The sequence below is a fragment of the Actinoplanes sp. NPDC026623 genome (assembly GCF_040638275.1).
Classification (GTDB): Bacteria; Actinomycetota; Actinomycetes; order Mycobacteriales; family Micromonosporaceae; genus Actinoplanes.
Map to the genome: position 1 here is coordinate 1 of NZ_JBEZXZ010000187.1, position 17,678 is coordinate 17,678.

Sequence of the window (17,678 nt, forward strand, 5' to 3'; positions counted from 1 at the left end):
CCGCCGTGCCCGCGGTGCCGGCGGTACCGGCCGCCGCCCGGCCCCCGGCACGGCAGCGCGGCCGCGAACGGGTCATCTGGTGGGGCCCGCCGCCGATCTTCATTCCGGCGGCCCGGACACCCGCGGCCCTGGCGCCTCCCCCGGTACGCGAGCTCGCCTGGAGCCCGCCCGCCACGCAACCACCCTGGGCGGAACCGCGGCGACCCGACGCGGACCAGGACGAGGTCCCGGTGCACTCGCTCGTGATGCCGCGCCGGCCCGCCCCCGAAGCACCCGCCCCGCCGGCTCCGGCCCCGGCCAGGAAACCGCGGGCACCGCTCCCGCCCTGGCACGACCTCTGATCCGGCGAGCCGGTGGCACCCGGCGTGCGCGGTGACGCTCGTCATGGGGAAGGGGAAACGACACCTTCGGACACGCGCAGGGCGATCGGGTCCTGCAGGCCGTCGCCCTCGCCCTGCGCACCGTCGTCGGCGAGGATGGCCTCGCGGCCCGCCTCGGCGGTGACGAGTTCGTCGTGCTGCGGCGCGCGGACCGGCGTGCCGCCGTCGGCGTGGCCGACGGGCTGCGTGCGGTCCTCGCCGCCCGGACCGACCTGCCCGGCGGCCCGCCCGGCCTGAGCATCGGCATCGCGGTGCTGCCGGGCGACGCCCAGGACGTCGATGCTCTGGTGGCGGCCTCGGACGCCGCGCTCTACGAGGCGAAGGCGTCGGGTCGCGGCCGGGTGGCCAAGGCCGGACCGCTGACGAACGTCGAGCTGGGCGGCACATCGACGAGGACCCCGCAGCCCATGGCGGCTCCCCGGTGCGGCGTGGCCGGCTAGGTCCGCCGCGAGGACGGGCACCTGCCGCACCGACCGGCCGCCGGTGGGCCGCACGGCGAAGCGCGACAGGCGCCCTCGACCGCCCAATGGGGATGCGGGCCTCACCGGCGAACCGTCACGGCGATTCCGCCGCAGGTCGGACCAGGTAGTAGAAGTTCGATCCGTGCAGACCGCACCGACCGCTGATCATCCGATCGGGAGGGCACTTACGCCCCATCGACAGCATCACCGGCAAGGTCCACCGTGTGGCGATGACCACGCCCACCGCAGTATGGCAACAACCACCCGACGACGGCCGCCGCAAACGGCGACGCACCAACACCATCCTGCTGTCCGTGCTCGGCGTGCTCAGCCTCTGCTGCTGCGGCGGCGTCGCAGTCGCCGTCATCCCCGGCGGCGACGACAAACCCGATACCGCCGTCACCAGACCGGCGACCCCACCGGCCGCGCCTCTGCTCGCCACCGTCACCCCGGCGGCGGAGAAGACGGAACAACCCGCCGTCACGACGGCGGCGGTGAAACCCACGACGACGAGGCCGTCGCCGAAGCCGACCACGGTCAAACCCAAGCCGACCAGGAGCAAGCCGAAACCGAAGCCGAAACCGACGGCGGACCCGGCCCGGGCCGGGGTGCATCCCGGCGCATTCTGCAGCCCCGAGGGGGCACGCGGGCGGACCGTCAAAGGCACCCCGATGCGGTGCACCCGCAAGCCGGGCGAGGAACGGGCTCGGTGGCGGGCAGCCTGACCCGCCGAGCCGGTGCAGGGGGGCGGGCCCGGCCGAAGCCGGGCCGCCGCCGTTCACACCCGGGACAGCGCCCGGTCGCTCACCACACACTGCATGCCGAACTGCCGCGCCCGGCGCATCGCGAAGTCCGTCAGCCCCGGCGTGTCCGCGTAGTCCAGCGCGTACAGGTCCAGCTCGAGCTGCAGGAGCTGCTCCGCGACCTGCGCGTGGAACTCCAGCACGTCCGGCGGCCACGGCGCGTAGCCCTCGTCCGTCCAGCGGGCCGAGAACGACTCGAACACCACGCCGTCGACCAGCTCGGCGAGCTGCGGCAGCATGCCGAAGCCCCGGTTCGCCAGCAGGTAACCCGGCTTGGCCTCGGTGCGGATCGCCGCGACCAGGGTCAGCAGGTGCGGAATGTCCTCCGGCCAGGTCAGCTCGACATTCAGGGTGTCCATGAACAGCCCGGCGAACCCGGCCGCCATCGCGTCCTTGGCCTGGCCGACCACGTGCTCCACCCACAGCGGGTGGCCCACCTCGACGAACGCGCCACCCCAGTCCGGGTTGCGCTCCTTGCGCTGCCACGGCGCCGGCGGACCCTGATCCTCCGACAGGGTCAGGTAGCCGAGGGTCTGCACGCCCCGCTCGGCGAGCAGGGCCAGGTCCTGCGGGGTGTAGAAGTCCGGCTGCAGGACGACCCGCGGGTACGTCGACAGCTCCTCCAGGTGACCGTCGCCGTAGTAGAAGCAGATCGGTGGTCGGGTCATGACGGCCATCCGTTCTCGCGGTACCAGGCATAGGTGGTCCGGACGCCCTCCTCGAGCGGCACGGCCGGCTCGTAGCCGGTGAGTTCACGCAGCCTGGACAGGTCGGGGCAGCGGCGCGGCACCGAGCCGGCGGGCGCGGCCAGGGGTTCGACGACCGGGCTCACGTCGGCGAGCCGGAGCACCAGCTTGGCGAGGTCGCCGATGTTGGTCTCGTCGCGGTCGTTGCCGATGTGGACGATCTGCCCGGCGGCGCCCGGCTGCGCCATCAGCCGCAGCATCGCCTCGACCGCGTCGTCGACGTGGCAGAAGGCCCGGAACTGGTCCGCGCCCGGCACCCGGAACGGGTCGTCGCCGCGCAGCGCGCGCAGGGACATCTCCGGGATGACGTGGTCGGCGCCCATGCGCGGACCGTACACGTTGTGGAAGCGGCCGACGACGGCGTCGAAGCCCTTGGCGCGGGCGGTGTGCAGGAACGCCGCCTCGCCGAGCAGCTTGCTGACGGCGTACGCGAATCGGGGTGCGGTGATGTCGGAGATCATCACCGGGATGTCCTCCGGTGTCGGCACCGCGACGACGCCGGCCTCGACGCCGCCCGCGTAGACCTCGCTGGTCGAGGCGAAGAAGACCCGCTCGCCGGGCGCCACCCAGTCGAGCAGGTGCATCGCCGAGAGGGTGTTGACCCGGACGACCCGGGCCGGGTCGGCCTCCACGTTGCGGACGCCGACGACGGCCGCGAGCAGATAGATCTGGTCCCAGCCGTGCGGCAGCGCGGCGAACGTCGCCGGATCGGTCAGATCACCGGAGATCACCTGTACGGCCGGATCGGCGCGCAGGGCGGACAGGTCGCGATCGTCGCGGCCCCGGGAGAAGTCGTCCACGATGGTGACGTCGTGGCCCTCGGCCACCAGCCGGCGGGCCAGGTGCAGGCCGATGAAGCCGGCACCGCCGAGCAGCAGCGCCCTCATGCGGTCACCCCCGGCATGCTCTCGCGGCCCTCGCTGCGCTCGGTGCACTCGATCATGCGGTCACCCCGGCGTCGAGGCGGGGCAGGTAGCCCAGGCCCGCGTAGCGGATGCCGGCCGCGGTGACCGCGGCGGCGTCCAGCACCCGCCACGAGTCGTAGATGAAGGCGGGGCGGGACTCGCCGAGGATGTCCGGGATGCGGATCGCCCGGTAGTCGGGGTGGTCGTTGATGACCAGCACCGCGTCGGCCTCGGAGAAGGCCTTGTCGAGGCTGACCGGGTCGCCGCCGTACTGGCGGATGACGTCGTCGGTGACCATCGGGTCGTGGCCGGTGACGGTGATGCCCGCCGCGGAGAACGCCGGCATCATGCTGGCGATCGGGGTTCCGCGCATGTCGTCGGTGGGCGGCCACCCCTTGTACGCCCAGCCGAGCACCGCCAGCCGCGCACCCCGGGTCTCGCCGCGGGCCTCGCGGAGCATCCCGACGACGGTCTCGGCGACGTGCACCGGCATGAACTCGTTGAGCTCGCGGGCCCGCCCGACCAGGAACGGCTCCCGCCCGTGCGCGCTGTCGATCATGATGTAGGGGTCCTTGGAGAGGCACCCGCCACCGACGTAGCCGGGCTTGGACAGGTCGGGACGCGGGTAGTCCGCGTTCGCCGCGCGGATCACCTCGAGCGGGTCGAGCCCGTGCCGCTCGGCGATCAGCGCGATCTCGTTGCCGAACGAGTAGATCAGGTCGGTGTGGCAGTTGTTGGAGAGCTTGACCAGCTCGGCGGTCTCCAGGTCGGAGACCTCCACGATGGTGCGCGCCAGGCCGCTGAAGAACTCCACCCCGGCGCGCAGGCTGGCCTCGTCCAGCCCGCCGATCACCTGCGGCAGCTCGACGAGCTCGCGCAGCGCCTGGCCCTGGATGGTCCGCTCGGGGGCCATCACCAGCTTGACGTCGTCGCCCCAGGCCGCGCGCAGCTCCGGCAGGACCACCTGCCGGCTCGTGCCGACCGGCACGGTGCTGCGGACCACGACGAGGGTGCCGGGCCGGCAGCGGGCCGCGACGCTGCGGGCGGCGGCCGCCAGGTTGGCCAGGTTGGGCCGGCGGGTGTTGTCGTCGACCGGCGTCGACACGCTGATCACGGCCACCTCGACGGTGTCCGGCGGCAGCTCGGTGCCGACGTGGATGCGGGTGCCGATGTGCGCGGCGAAGACCTCCTCGACGCCGGGCTCGAAGATGTGCGACCGGCCGTGCGACAGCGTCTCCAGAACGCCGGGTGACACGTCGGAGCCGTGTACGACGAAGTCCTTGGTGGCCAGCGCGGCGGTGAGCGTCAAGCCCACATAGCCGAGGCCGACTACCCCGATCGTCTTGGGCATGGTGCCTGTTTCCTTCCGTTGACGTGCTGCGGGTCCCGCCGCTCAGGTGCAGGGCGGGGTGAGACGGTCGAGTTCCAGCACGGTGACCGTGCCGGCGAAGCGCTCGTTGCGGTAACGGCCGCAGGCCGAGCGGATGTCTGCGGGCCGGGTGGCGTAGTCGACGCTGAGCACGAACTTGCCCGCGTCGCGCAGCGCCCGGGTGTCGGCGAGGTTCTCGGTGCAGAAGTCCTCGGTGCACGGCTCGTCGGTGGCCCGGTAGAACAGCTCCTCCATCGCGATGCCGTCGATCGCCCTGGTGTAGCCGCCGAAGCGGCGCAGCTCCGGCGAGTTCTGCGGCACGATGAGGAACCCCGGCCTGCGGGCCTTGGCGTACGCGCTGATCCGCGCGATGAGCGCGGCCATCGCGGCGCCCAGCGCCTCGCGGTCGCGGCCCCGCGCGTATGCCGGATCGATCTCCTCGTAGGCGAGCGGGGTGTCGAGGTAGACCCCGTCGAACCCGGCCTTCAGGGCCTGGTCGACGCGGCCCCGGATCACCCGCTCCCACCAGCGCTCGTCCCAGTAGCGCACGAAGTACTCGCCCGGCCAGTCGTCCCATTCGTTGGCGATCAGGTCGCCCGCGTCGCGGCGCAGCGCCGGGTACTCGGGGCGGAACTCCTCGATGCTGCCGATCTCGAAGTACGCGAGCACCCGCTTGCCGCTGCCGCGGACCTTGCGGATCTCGTCGGCGCGGAAGTAGTCGGCGTGTGCGTCGCGGGCCAGGTCGACGACGGCGAGCTGGTAGGGCCCGGCGGCGATCTGATCGAGCCGGCCCCCGGCGTACCCCTGCAGCTGGTATGCCCAGCTCGAGATCCGGACCGGCGCCGCCGGCCCGGAGGAGCGCGGCAGCGTGCCGGCGGACGCCGCCGGTGCCGAGGGCGGCGGGCCGGAGGCGGGCGGCGCGGTGACCGGCGGCGCGGGCGCCGGCGGCGTCACGGAGCCGGCCGTCGGTGCGCGACCGGGGCCGGCGCAGGTCGCCAGGACCACGCCGACCACCAGCGCCACCACCGCGATCAGCCCCACGAGGACCGCCCCGCGTCGCCCGAACATCATCCGGCCTCACCCGCAGCCCAGATGTCCTTGATCGTGGTGGCCAGGTCCCGGCTCGGCGCCCAGCCCAGGTGCTCACGGGCCCGGGAGACGTCGGCCTGGATCCAGTCCACCGCGGCGGATCGCCGCGGCCCGGCGCCCCGCTCGTGGACGTCGCCGCGATAGCCGGCGGCCTCGGCGAGCAACCGCACCGCCGTGCGCGAGCGCACGGCGCGGCCGCTGCCGACGTTGAAGACCCGGTGGCTCAGCCGCGGCCGGCGCAGCACCGCCGGGACGATCTCCGCGAGGTCGCGGACGTCGACGAAGTCCCGGTACGCCGACAGCGGCCCCATGGTGATCTCGCCCGCCCCCGTGTCCAGCGCCGCGCGGATCCGGCCGGCGGCGCGGCCCAGCATGTTCTCGTCCGACATCCCCGGGCCGATCGGGTTGAACACCCGCAGCGACACGGTGTCGGCCAGCCCGTTCTCCCCGGCGAGCTGGAACAGCCGGGTGCCGGCCAGGTGGCTGACCCCGTACGCGGCGACCGGCGTGGCCGGGTCCTCCTCGGTGACGGCATGCCCGTCGGCGACGATCCCGTACTCCCCCGCGGAGCCGAGTCGCACCAGCCGCACGCCGGGCCGGACCGCGGCCACCGCCTCCAGCAGCGTGGTCGCGACCAGGGTGTTGCCCCGGATCAGCTCCGAGTCGGTGCCGCCGAGGCGGCCGACGCAGCAGACGATCGCGGTGGGCTCGTGGTCGCGGATGAGCTGGACCAGGCCCCGGTGGTCGCCGTCGATCAGGTCGTGGTCGCGCCGGCCGGGGCAGATCACCGCGTCGACCCCGGGATCCGCCTCCAGCGCGGCGCGCACGTGCCCGCCGATGAATCCGGAGGCCCCGAACAGGAGGACCCGCCGACTCACACGGGTTCCCTGGAGCGCTGGGGCAGCAGGATCGGCAGCAGGCTGGCGCAGGTGCGGTTGGCCTCGTCGTAGTCCTCGGGCCGGCCGATGTCGAGCCAGAAGCCGTCGAACGGGTAGGTCGCCGGGTGGTCGCCGCGGTCGAGCAGGTCCAGCACCAGTTGGTCGAAGCCGAACGGCAGACCGGGCGGGTAGGGCGCGAGCGCCCTGCGGGACATGCCGTAGACGCCCATGCTGACCGGGTAGCTGAGCACGGGCTTCTCGCGGAAGCCGACGATGCGGCCCCCCTCGACGTCGAGGACGCCGAAGTCGATCCGGTGCTCCTGCGCGGCCGTGGCCACCGTCAGCGCGCCGCCGCCGAGCGTGTGCGCGGTGAGCAGGTCGGCGTAGTTGAGGTCGGTCAGGATGTCGCCGTTCATGACGAGGAACTCGTCGGGCAGCGTGTTCTTGAGCCCGAACAGCGGGCCGATCGTCGACAGCGGCACGTTCTCCTCGACGTAGTCGATGCGCAGCCCCCAGCGGGCGCCGTCGCCGACGAACGCGCGGATCAGCGGACCGAGGTGATTGATCGCCAGCGTCACGGACGTGAAACCGAACGACGCGAGCTGATCGAGCACGATCTGCAGGATCGAATGGTTGTCACCGATCGGCATCAGCGGCTTGGGCAACGCCGTTGTGTACGGCCGCAGCCGGACGCCTTTGCCGCCGGCAAGGATCACTGCGTGCATCGCTGACCTGCCTCCCAGGTTCGGAACTACCGGTAGTGGACGGCCTGGCCGAGGATCGGGACCAGGCCGAGCACGAAGAGCGCCTGGAGCAGCAGCACGCTGCCCAGGTAGAGCGAGGTGTCCACCAGCGCGGACCCGGACATGCCCAGCAGCGGCGCGGCGCCGAGCAGCGCGCCGCCGCCCACGTGCACGAGGATCGCGGCCACCATCGACCAGCAGAGCCAGCCGTAGCGGTCGCGGCCGGCCAGCAGGAACGCCAGCAGGTAGGCGCCGCCGAGCGCGACGTGCGCCGCGGTCATCACGATCCCGGCGGCCGACACCAGGCCCAGGTAGTAGAGCCCGGCGAGCATCGCCGCGGCCGGCACGGCGGGGGCGAGCAGGCAGACCGCCGTCTCGCGGGCCAGCAGCCGCCAGACCCCGCGGACGAACACCCGGGGCCGCTCGACCCGGCGCACCAGGGCGACGGCCTGCGGCCGGAACCGTTCGGCCCGCCACTCGATCACGCCCATCGTCAGGATCAGCGGGGCGGCGGCGATCGCCACGTCGAGCCTGCCGAGCAGGTACGGCGCCTCGGCGTGCAGCAGCAGCACCGCCGAGCACAGCCCGTACGCGCCGACCCGGAACAGGGCCGGCACCTCCGGTCGCAGGGCGGCCCGCAGCGGGGGTTCGGCCGTGGCCGCGGCGCGGTCGCGGCGGACGGCGATGACCACCGCGAGCAGGAACGCGGCCAGCACGCACCCGGCCGCCACCGCGGCGGACCAGGGCCGCAGCCCCGAGCCGAGGATCAGATAGGCCGCGCCGATCAGGAAGGCCGGCGTCATGACCAGCGCCAGCCACAGCTCGCGGCGGTAGAAGACCATGACCGTGCTGGTGAGCTGGTAGGCGACCTGGCAGGTGATCATCGCGACGAGCGCGATCCCCCCGCCGGTGAGCCGGACCAGCCCGGCCCCGGTGACCGCGCCGACGACCGGGACGGTCAGGGTGGCGACGATCAGGATCCGGCCGGCGGCGCGCGGCCGGCCGAAACCCAGCATCCGGTACGCCGCGTGCGAGGCGACGCCGGCGTAGACCCAGCCGAGGACGCCCGCGAAGACCAGGCCGAGCACCAGCGAGCGCCGCCCGACGATCGCCAGCACGGCCGGGAACGCGGTGCAGGGCAGCACGTAGAGCGGGCCGTGGCTGATCAGCCGCAGGCTTTCGCGGTAGGACCGGCCGTCGCGGGCCGCCGCGTCGCGGGGCATCGGCAGCCGCGGGCCGAGGCGGCGGAACACCTCGGTGGCCAGGGCGAAGACGTCGTGGTAGCCGTACTCGACGCGGGCGCCGCGGTCGGTGAGGCCGTCGGCCTCGAGCGCGGCGGCCACGTGCAGCGAGTCGACGGCCTTGCCCAGCATCGGGCGCACCCGGTCGACCAGGTCGTCCAGCGGATCGGTGGAGATCCTGGGCAGCAGGACGGTGTGCTCCCCCGGCCCGGTGTCGTGGGTGGTGGGCTCGGCCGTCATGCTCGGGCCGCGCCGGTTGCCGCCTGCGTCCAGGCCGCTCTCGAGGCCGCTCTCGAGGCCGCTGTCCAGGCTCACCGCGCCTCACCGTCCAGTTGCAACTGCAATGCCTCTTCGCGCTGGTTGGGGATGGTGGCGCGGCCCTGCGCCTGGCCGCGCAGGTGCCGCGGCGGGGTGGCGGGCCGGATCGGCGTGACGAGCGACTCGTAGACGTTGCGGTACATCTTCAGCGAGCGCCGCAGGGTGAAGTGCTCGAGCACCCGGGCCCGGGCCATGATGCCGAGCCGGTGCCGGAGCTCGTTGTCGCGCAGCAGCTTGACGCACGCCTCGGCCACGGCGGCGTAGTCGCGGGGCGGCACCACGATGCCGGTGTCGCCGACGGCCTCGGCCACCCCGCCGACGTTGGTGCACACGGTCGGGCGCCCGCAGGCCATCGCCTCGACGACCGTGTAGGGGAACCCCTCGGAGATGCTGGTCAGCGCGACGATGCTGCCGGCGTGGTAGGCGTCGACGGCGTTGCCGACCCGGCCCTCCATGACGGCGGCGCCGGTGAGGCCGAGCTCGCCGATCAGCCGCTCGCAGCTCTCGAAGTAGATCCGGTTGACCGGCGGCGTGCCGCCGAAGATGCGCAGGCGCGCCTCGGGAATCTCGGCGCGGACCAGCGCGAACGCGCGGATCAGGGTGTGCAGGTCCTTGAGCGGGTCGATCCGGCCCATGTAGGAGATCGTCGGCAGCGGCGGCTCGGACGTGGCCGCCGGGAACTCCGCCGGCTCGACGCCGTTGTACATCGTCCACATGCGGTCCGGGTCGGCGCCGTTGTGCAGCTGCCAGCGCCGGTTGTACATCGAGTGCGGCGCGAGCACGTCGGTGATCAGGTACGCGGCGCCGGCCAGCGACCGAAAGAAGCTGAGCACCAGCACCCGGACCGGATGCGACGCGTCGTCGTGCAGATTGGCGATGTAGCGCTCGCGCAGGTAGATGCCGTGCTCCGACATGACCAGCGGGGTGCCGTGCGTCCACTTCGAGGTCATGCCGACGAGCGTGGCGAGGCCGTTCATCGAGGCGTGCACGATGTCGGCCTTGACCGGTGCCGCGCTCAGCGGCCGCAGCATGTGCTCGATGAGCCAGGCCGCCTCGACCGCGTCGGCGACCGTCGGCGCCGGCCCGATCTCGTCGACGCGCAGGTCCCGCCAGGCGTCGAGCAGCATCGTCAGCGCCTGGTTGGACAGCAGCGCCGCGCTCAGGTCGCCGCCGTCGTTGGCGTACTCGAACAGGCCGCGCAGGGCGAGCAGGAACATGCTGCGGCTGACCGCGCTCTGGTCGGAGCGGGTGGCCTCCATGGGTGTCACGAGTGCCCGGACGAAGACCTCGTAGGACTCGGTGAACGACGCGCCGGGCCGGCGGCCCGGCCCGCGCCGGGGTGCGCGGCCGGGCGGCCGCGCACCCCAGAGCGGGATCGAGTGAACCTTGTCGAGGTTGGTCGGGGCCGGGAAGACCGACTGCTCGGCGCCGTCGACGGTGAGCGCGACGACGTCCCAGCGGTAGTCGGGCATGCCCTTGATGAGCTGCTCGCACCAGATGCTGACACCACCCATCGCGTACGGGTAGGTGCCCTCCGACACCAGCGTGATCTTCACCGGGTCCCCCTCTACCGGGTTGTGCTTGTCACAGGCGCGGGACCGCGGTGACCGTTACGGCCGTGTTCGCCACCAGGGCGATCGGGGTCGTGACATCGGTGCCGTAGGTGCTGGAGCCGGCGGCCTGCACGCCGCTGATCTGCACGGTTCCGGCGGCCGGAGAGGCGACCGTCACCGTGCCGGCCGACCGGTCGTAGACGGGGTCCACGCCGGCGTCGAGCTGCGCGAAGTGCGCGGTCCGGGTCTTCGTGTACGCCGCCAGGGTCGGCCAGTCCTGGTTGAGCAGCGGAACCGAGTAGAACGCCTCGTACTTGGCCATCACGGCGTCGACCCAGTCGGTCAGCAGCGTCTTGCCCGCGCCGTAGTCACGGGTGTTGGCGATGTGGAACGTGTGGGTGTAGATCGCACCGGACGACACGTGCCCGAGGGCGACCCCGGCCTCGTAGTCGATGATCTGCGCGTAGGTCAGGTTCTGCGGCCAGTACGGGAAGCGCCCGTTCGGTCCGTAGAAGGAGTTGTAGAAGGCCGTCTCCTCCTGCTGCGTGGTGCAGAAGTAGGCGATGTTGGTCGGCCAGTCCGGCACCACCGAGATGGTCGGTTCCATCGGGTGCACCTTGGCGGCGTTGAGGTGCGCCGGCACGTGGCTGGCGAACGACATGTTGCCGTGCAGGTACTGCACGCCCAGGTCCTTGGCGGCCCGCAGCAGCTCCGGGTTGGAGCCGGTGAGGCCGTGGTCGACCGGCGGACTGGTGTCGTCGTTCGGGTTCGGGTTGTAGACGCCGAGGCCCGAGTACTCCGGGGTCTTCAGCACGCTGTCCGGCGTGCTCAGGCCGATCGAGCTGCCCGCGATCCGGTTGTCGTTGATCTCCTGGTACGACGTGGCGTAGCTCGTGTTGTTGAGCTCCGGGTGGTTCAGGGTGTGGTTGAGCCACCGGAAGTTCGACTTGAGGCACTTGGTCGTCGCGGTCAGCTCGGTGGGGCCGCCGTTCGGGGCGCAGGCGCTGCCCGCGAACGGGTCGATGTCGGCGCCGTTGAACGCCAGGTTGAGCTTGAAGCCGGAGGCCAGCGGGTGTGCCGCGCGCAGCGCGACCTGCTGGTTGTCGACGTTGACCATGTCGTGGCCGCTGACCTGCCAGCCGGGCGAGTACTCGACGTGGCCGTCCGGGTAGTAGTGGTCCGAGGTGTTGAACCAGTCGTCGACGTCGACGTTCAGGTGGTGCCGCTGCTCGCCGAGGAACATGCCCTTGGTCGCCCACCGGACCATGCCGTAGACCAGCAGGTCGGAGTGCGTCAGGTACTGGTTCGAGGTGAACGTCAGCGCCAGCCGTTCCCGGCCGTCGGTGGAGGTGGTCCGCACGCCCAGCACGTCCGAGCCCTGGGTGATGGTCGCCTCGGCGCCACAGCCCGGGGTGATCGCGGTGCGGTAGACGTAGGACTGCACCAGCGGGATCTGGGCGGTGGGCTTCAGGTAGTCGAACACGCCGGCGCCGGTCGCGGTGAGCGACAGGTTGATCGGGGTGCTGCCCACGCCGGTCTCACCGTTGGAGGTGAGGCAGTAGTTCTCGGGCCAGGTGCCGTAGCTGGTGTACAGGGCGGCCTGGCGGACGCCGAAGTTGCGTTCGTAGGCCCAGAGGATGTTCCACTCCGCCGGATCGAGGCCGGTGAGGTAGCTGCCTCCGGACTCGTAGACCTGCATGCTGTTGGTGAGCAGGATCGCGTTGTAGCGGCCGACGCCGTCGGGGCGCACGAGCGTGCTCGTGGTGATCGTCGTGTTCGCGTCGTAGAGGACGTCGTAGGCGGCGCCCACGCGGTCCAATGTGGTCTTCCAGGTGGCGACGCCGAAGTCGTTGGCGTCGGTGCCGATGACCAGGGCGCGCAGCGCGACCTGGTCGTTGAGCCCGGCGGCGGCGACTCCCGCGGCCGCCGTGGCGCCGACCGACTTGGTCGGCTTGATGACCTTGACGCTGCCGGTGCGCCTGGGCAGCGGGCCGGGACGCGCCTCGGTGGGGCGCGCGACCTGCGCCAGGCCGGGAACGTTCGGGGGCTGCACGACGGGTCGTGCGAGTGCACCGGTCGCCTGCGCGCCGGCCGGGCTCGAGGCCCCCAGCAGCACCGTCGCGACCGCGGTCGCGACGAGGGTGAAGCGCGTCGATCTGCGACGACGAGCGGGAAGATTGGGGACGACCATCCAGGACCTCCAGAGCGGGGAAGGATCACAACTGGTATCGATTCGGAATTTGGACACAGTGGGATCCCCGAAGGTGGCCGATGATGAAGCCACGATGGACGGTAGCAATCATTGCGAGCACATTCGATGTCCCGGAACCGACCCGATTCAGCCGTTGACCCGTCCACGATGGAGTGCTAGGAACGTCGATTTCTCGACACTGTTTTTACGTCCGTCTATATTCGTCACTCATGTGTCAAACCCTTACTGACATGGGTTTTTCCTTAAGTGATCTTAATGAGGACGTAATAAACCAGACACGGGCCGGGAACGTCACGCGGCGCAGTGGATCACGCCGATCGGCCGCCCGTAGATCATCTTCACCGGCTGGATGATCAACTAAGAGTGATCGGCAACCGAGAGTTCATGGTTTTCGCGGTCGATCGGGCCATGCACCCATCCCCCGTTGGGACAGGCTTTTCCAGGCGCCCCCGATAGCGCGCCCGCCGCCTTTGAACGACCGTTCGGCCGAGACGGGCAAAATGGACCGCGGATAACGTCAGACCGTTGTGGACTGATCATTTCCCGCCAATTGGAAATCGGCCGGGAACCGCGAATGACTCCCGCGCGGGCGGCGCCCGCGCCCGGTCACAACGCGCCCGCGGACTCCACCGTTCTGAGCTGACCCACCGCGCTCTCGGCGTAGAAGTCCGCCGCCGAATCCAGCGCCTTGCTCATCGTGGACGCGTACCGGGCGGCCACAGCGACGCTGTCCGCGGCCAGCGCCCGGCGATCGCCGGCGTCGATGGTGCAGCCGGCGCGCAACAGGTCCCGGATCCGCTGAAACGTCGCCAGATGCTCGTCGACCGCGGCCAGCACGTAGACCGACAGATCAACATCGGGCGTCGGGGCGTAGCTGACCTTGATCATCAATGGCTCCTGTGCGTACGGCGTCACGATCCCGGGCGTCTGGAACCACCCGTGACGTTCATGATCGGGCATAACCGTCATCCTCGGCAGGCAAATCACGATTGTCGCCGCCGCGGCCGGACGCCGCTACTCCGGCGCCACCGCGCTGACCAGCCCGCTGCGGTACGCGACCACCACCGCCTGCACCCGGTCGCGGAGCCCGAGCTTGGCGAGGATCCGGGCGACGTGCGTCTTGACGGTCGCCTCCGACAGGTGCAGGCGCCCGGCGAGCTCGGCGTTGCTCAGGCCCTGTGCCAGCAGGCGCAGCACCTCGAGCTCGCGCGGGGTCAGCGTGGACAGGTCGCCGTGCACCGCCGGCGCGCTGTCGCGGCGGGCGAACCGCTCGACGAGGCGCCGGGTGATGGCCGGCGCCAGCAGCGCGTCGCCGGAGCGGACCAGCCGGACCGCGGCGACCAGGTGCTCGGGCGTGACGTCCTTGAGCAGGAAGCCGCTGGCCCCGGCGGTCAGCGCCGCGTAGACGTAGTGGTCGAGGTCGAACGTCGTCAGCATGATCACCCGCGGCCCGGTTCCGGCGTCGGCGAGGATGCGCCTCGTCGCCTCCAGCCCGTCCAGCTCCGGCATCCGGATGTCCATCAGCACCACGTCGGGCCGGGTGCGGCGGACCGCGGCGACGGCCTCCGCGCCGTTGGCCGCCTCGCCGACCACGTCGATGCCGTCCGCGGTCAGGATCATCCGGAAGCCGGCGCGCACGAGCGCCTGGTCGTCGGCGAGGACGACCCGCAGCGGCACCGTCACGGCGCCTCCAGCGGGATCTGCGCGTCGACCCGGTAGCCGCCGCCGAGGCGCCGCCCGGCCCGCAGGGTGCCGCCGTAGACGGCGAGGCGTTCCCGCAGGCCGATGAGCCCGCGCCCGGCGCCCGCGGCGGCCGGCGTGCGCGGCTCGCCACCGGTGTCGGTGACCAGCACCCGCAGCCGGTCGGTGCCGTACTCGACGGCCACCGTCGCGGACGCGCCCACCGCGTGCTTGACGGTGTTGGTCAGCGCCTCCTGCACCACCCGGTAGGCGGCCAGCTCGACCCCGGACGGCACCGGGCGCGGCGGGCCCGACCTGGTCAGCTCGACCGGCAACCCGCTGTCGCGGACCCGGTCGACAAGCGCGTCCAGCCGGTCCAGGCCCGGCTGGGGCGTGAGCTCCGCCGCGCCCGCCGGGTCCGGGCCGCCCGAGTCCATCGTCAGCAGGCCCATGACGTGGCGCAGCTCGGCCATCGCCGCCCGGCCGCCGGCCTCGACCGCGAGGAGCGCCTCGCGGGCCTGGCCCGGCTCCGCGTCCATGACCTTGCGGGCGGCGCCGGCCTGGATGACCATCACGCTGACGTTGTGGGTCACCACGTCGTGCAGCTCGCGGGCGATCCGGGCGCGCTCGTGCTCGGTGGCGCGGCGCAGCGCCTCGTCCTGCTCGCGTTCCAGCGCGAAAAGCCGTTCGCGGCCCTCGTCGGCGTGGCGCTTCCACCGGCGGAGCCCGTCGGCCGCCACCGCGATCGGGATCATGATCAGGAACGGTACGGAGTCGGCCGAGACGGTCGGCACCGCCTCCTCCTGCAGCTGGGTGTAGATCAGCGCCGCCACCGGAAGGCTCGCCATCGCCGGCACCCGGTAGGGGCTGTGCACCGCCGCCGTGAAGGCGGCGATGACGCAGGCGTAGAAGGAGAGCCGCAGCGCGGCGTGGTAGTCGGCCACCAGGGGCGCCATGGCCAGCACCACCCAGAGCACCGCGAGCGGGTACCGGCGGCGGAACACCAGCGGCACCACCACCAGCAGCATCACGAAGCCCCAGCCGGTCTGATGCTGCTCGATCGGCAGGAACAGCTCCCGCGCCACCTCGGGCGGCAGCGGCTCGGGCGGGATCGCCGGGTCGCGCACCTGCACCGGAAAGTGCTCGACGCCGGGCGCGTCGCCGCCGCCGACCGCGATCGCGGTCAGGGCCAGGGACAGCGCCAGGATCGCGTCGAACGCCTGGCCGCGCCACGAGAGCGGCGGCAGCGTGCCGGACGGGCGCAGCAGCAGCGCGGCCCGGGCCCGCAGCCGGTCGGCCACCGTCGCGTTCGTCACCGGCCCATTGTCGCCGCATCCCCGGGCCGGCGGCATCGGCCCCGGGACCGTCCGGGATACCTCGCTCGCCTACCTCTCAGGGATGACACCCGCCCGGCTCATCACCGTGCGGTACCGAAGATGCCTCCGGCGGCCGACGCGTCCGAATCGGGAACGGCCCTAGCGTCAGGGCCGCCGAAACGGACGAACCCGAGGAGAACGCCATGGCTGTGCCCGTGATCGAGCTGCACGACGTGAGCCGGCGGTACGACGAGGGGCCACCGGCGCTGTCGGAGGTGTCGCTGCGGATCACGGCCGGCGAGGCGGTCGCCATCCTGGGTCCGTCCGGCAGCGGCAAGTCGACGCTGCTGAACCTGGTCGCCGGCCTGGACCGGCCGAGCAGCGGCGCCGTGACGGTGGACGGGGTCCGCGTCGACGAGCTCGGCGAGGCCGCCTCGGCGCGGTACCGGCGGGCCAGGATCGGCATGATCTTCCAGTTCTTCAATCTCCTCGACGACCTGACCGTCGCCGACAACGTCATGCTGCCGGCGCAGCTGGCCGGAATGGCGCGCGCCGCCGCCCAGCGCCGCGCGGCGGAGCTGCTCGGCACGCTCGGCGTCGACCGGCACTCCGGCGCCTACCCGGGCCGGCTCTCCGGCGGCGAGCGGCAGCGCGTCGCGGTCGCCCGGGCGCTGATGAACCGCCCGGCGCTGCTGCTGGCCGACGAGCCGACCGGCGCCCTGGACACCGCCTCCGGCGACGACGTCCGGCAACTGCTCAACGAGCTGCGCGCCGACGGCCAGACCATCGTGCTGGTCACCCACGACCTGGCCCTGGCCGAGTCCTGCGCGACCCGCACCGTCCAGCTCGTCGACGGCCGGATCGCCGCCGATACCGCGGTGGAGCCGGTCCGATGAGCGCACTGGGCCGGGTCGTCCGCTCCGGGGTGGGCCGCCGCCGGGTGCAGACGATCGTCGTCGGGCTGGTCGTGATGATCGCGGTGACCGCCGCCGTGCTCGGCGGGTCGCTGCTGGTGGCCTCCAACGCGCCGTTCGACCGGGCCTTCGCCCAGCAGCGCGGCGCGCACCTGATCGCGCAGTTCGACGCGGGCGGAACCACCGCGGCGCAGCTCGAGGCCTCCGCACACGCGAAGGGCGTCGCCGCAGCCGCGGGCCCGTTCGGAACCGCGGCGATCAACCCCGTCGACGATCACGACCGCCCCATGCCGCCGATGACGGTGGTCGGCCGGGCCGGGCCGGGCGGGGCCGTCGACGCGGTCACGCTGACCGCGGGCCGGTGGGCGACCGCCCCCGGCGAGCTCGTGGTCTTCAGCGACGACCGGTTCCGGGGCACCTCACGATCCCTCGGCCGGGTGTGGCGGATGCCGGATCTTCCGGGCAGCCCGGCCCTGACCATCGTGGGCGTCGCCCGGTCGATCAGCGAGACCGCCGACGGCTGGGTGGCGCCGGCGCAGATCGCGGCGCTGACCGCGCCCGGCGCCCCCGGCGGCTACCAGATGCTCTACCGGTTCTCGGACGCGGAGACTCCCGCGCAGGTCAACGCGGGCCGCGCCGCGGTCGAGGCGACCCTGCCCGCCGGCGCGCTGACCGGTTCCCGGTCCTGGCTCACCACCCGGAAGGAGAACGGCAGCAACACCGCCCTGTTCGTGCCGTTCCTGATCGCGTTCGGGGTGCTGGGCGTGGTCATGGCCGTGCTCATCGTCGGCAACGTCATCGCCGGCGCGGTCAGCACCGGGACCCGCCGGATCGGCATCCTCAAGGCGCTCGGGTTCACCCCGAACCAGGTCGTGCGGGCGTACCTGGGCCAGGCGCTCATCCCCGCGCTGGCCGGCGCCGCGCTCGGCGTCGTCGCCGGCAACCTGCTGACCGCCATGGTGCTGGCGGAGACCAACCGGATCTACGGCACGTCCGACTCCGGCGTCGCGCCGTGGATCGACGCGGCGGTGGTCGCCGGGGCGCTCGCCCTGGTCACGGCGGTCGCCTGG

The 17,678-nt window shown here is 72.5% G+C and carries 15 protein-coding genes and 2 pseudogenes; 5 read left to right on the top strand and 12 right to left on the bottom strand.

Going from position 1 to position 17,678, the window contains the following annotated elements; all coding sequences use genetic code 11:
- From AB0F10_RS35955 to AB0F10_RS35965, 3 genes and pseudogenes are all read left to right on the top strand, one after another.
- Positions 1 to 341, top strand: a pseudogene (locus AB0F10_RS35955) (hypothetical protein); the annotation flags it as partial.
- Positions 342 to 406: 65 nt separating this feature from the next.
- A pseudogene (locus tag AB0F10_RS35960) lies at positions 407 to 820 on the top strand (GGDEF domain-containing protein); the annotation flags it as partial.
- 251 nt (positions 821 to 1,071) lie between these two features.
- Positions 1,072 to 1,566 (top strand): hypothetical protein, encoded by a 495-nt coding sequence (locus AB0F10_RS35965; protein ID WP_360635752.1) that lies wholly within the window; start codon positions 1,072 to 1,074, stop codon positions 1,564 to 1,566.
- Positions 1,567 to 1,619: 53 nt separating this feature from the next.
- Here AB0F10_RS35965 and AB0F10_RS35970 read toward each other — a convergent pair whose 3' ends face one another.
- From AB0F10_RS35970 to AB0F10_RS36025, 12 genes are all read right to left on the bottom strand, one after another.
- On the bottom strand, positions 1,620 to 2,312 hold the full coding sequence (locus tag AB0F10_RS35970; protein WP_360635754.1) for a hypothetical protein: 693 nt from the start codon (positions 2,310 to 2,312) through the stop codon (positions 1,620 to 1,622).
- On the bottom strand, positions 2,309 to 3,277 hold the full coding sequence (locus AB0F10_RS35975; protein ID WP_360635757.1) for an NAD-dependent epimerase/dehydratase family protein: 969 nt from the start codon (positions 3,275 to 3,277) through the stop codon (positions 2,309 to 2,311). Before AB0F10_RS35975 ends, AB0F10_RS35970 begins: the two co-directional genes overlap by 4 nt.
- A 52-nt stretch (positions 3,278 to 3,329) precedes the next feature.
- Complete coding sequence (locus AB0F10_RS35980) at positions 3,330 to 4,646, bottom strand: nucleotide sugar dehydrogenase (protein WP_360635760.1); 1,317 nt, start codon at positions 4,644 to 4,646, stop codon at positions 3,330 to 3,332.
- Positions 4,647 to 4,688: 42 nt separating this feature from the next.
- A complete protein-coding gene (locus tag AB0F10_RS35985) occupies positions 4,689 to 5,735 on the bottom strand; it encodes an endo alpha-1,4 polygalactosaminidase (protein ID WP_360635763.1) in 1,047 nt (348 codons plus the stop codon).
- Positions 5,732 to 6,631, bottom strand: a complete 900-nt coding sequence (locus tag AB0F10_RS35990; RefSeq protein ID WP_360635765.1) for an NAD(P)-dependent oxidoreductase — start codon at positions 6,629 to 6,631, stop codon at positions 5,732 to 5,734. Before AB0F10_RS35990 ends, AB0F10_RS35985 begins: the two co-directional genes overlap by 4 nt.
- Positions 6,628 to 7,356: a sugar phosphate nucleotidyltransferase gene (locus AB0F10_RS35995; RefSeq protein WP_360635768.1), complete on the bottom strand. Its 729-nt coding sequence runs from the start codon at positions 7,354 to 7,356 to the stop codon at positions 6,628 to 6,630. The genes AB0F10_RS35990 and AB0F10_RS35995 overlap by 4 nt, the downstream gene beginning before the upstream one ends.
- 26 nt (positions 7,357 to 7,382) lie before the next feature.
- The gene (locus tag AB0F10_RS36000) at positions 7,383 to 8,930 is read right to left on the bottom strand and encodes a hypothetical protein (RefSeq protein WP_360635771.1); all 1,548 of its coding nucleotides are present in this window, start codon (positions 8,928 to 8,930) and stop codon (positions 7,383 to 7,385) included.
- On the bottom strand, positions 8,927 to 10,489 hold the full coding sequence (gene pelF, locus AB0F10_RS36005) for a GT4 family glycosyltransferase PelF (RefSeq protein ID WP_360635774.1): 1,563 nt from the start codon (positions 10,487 to 10,489) through the stop codon (positions 8,927 to 8,929). The genes AB0F10_RS36000 and pelF overlap by 4 nt, the downstream gene beginning before the upstream one ends.
- Before the next feature lie 28 nt (positions 10,490 to 10,517).
- Positions 10,518 to 12,677, bottom strand: a complete 2,160-nt coding sequence (locus AB0F10_RS36010) for a hypothetical protein (RefSeq protein WP_360635777.1) — start codon at positions 12,675 to 12,677, stop codon at positions 10,518 to 10,520.
- Between the two features lie 627 nt (positions 12,678 to 13,304).
- Positions 13,305 to 13,586, bottom strand: coding sequence for a hypothetical protein (locus tag AB0F10_RS36015; RefSeq protein ID WP_360635780.1), 282 nt, complete (start codon positions 13,584 to 13,586; stop codon positions 13,305 to 13,307).
- 126 nt (positions 13,587 to 13,712) lie between these two features.
- On the bottom strand, positions 13,713 to 14,381 hold the full coding sequence (locus AB0F10_RS36020; RefSeq protein WP_360635783.1) for a response regulator transcription factor: 669 nt from the start codon (positions 14,379 to 14,381) through the stop codon (positions 13,713 to 13,715).
- On the bottom strand, positions 14,378 to 15,694 hold the full coding sequence (locus tag AB0F10_RS36025; RefSeq protein ID WP_360635786.1) for a histidine kinase: 1,317 nt from the start codon (positions 15,692 to 15,694) through the stop codon (positions 14,378 to 14,380). The genes AB0F10_RS36020 and AB0F10_RS36025 overlap by 4 nt, the downstream gene beginning before the upstream one ends.
- Positions 15,695 to 15,897: 203 nt before the next feature.
- Here AB0F10_RS36025 and AB0F10_RS36030 point away from each other — a divergent pair, with 203 nt between their 5' ends.
- Together AB0F10_RS36030 and AB0F10_RS36035 are read left to right on the top strand one after the other, a co-directional pair.
- Positions 15,898 to 16,590 carry an ABC transporter ATP-binding protein gene (locus AB0F10_RS36030; protein ID WP_360635789.1) on the top strand — a complete coding sequence of 231 codons (693 nt, stop codon included), beginning with the start codon at positions 15,898 to 15,900 and terminating at the stop codon, positions 16,588 to 16,590.
- Positions 16,587 to 17,678 (top strand): FtsX-like permease family protein (locus AB0F10_RS36035; RefSeq protein ID WP_360635792.1); only part of this gene is annotated, 1,092 nt, incomplete at its 3' end. The genes AB0F10_RS36030 and AB0F10_RS36035, both read left to right, overlap by 4 nt.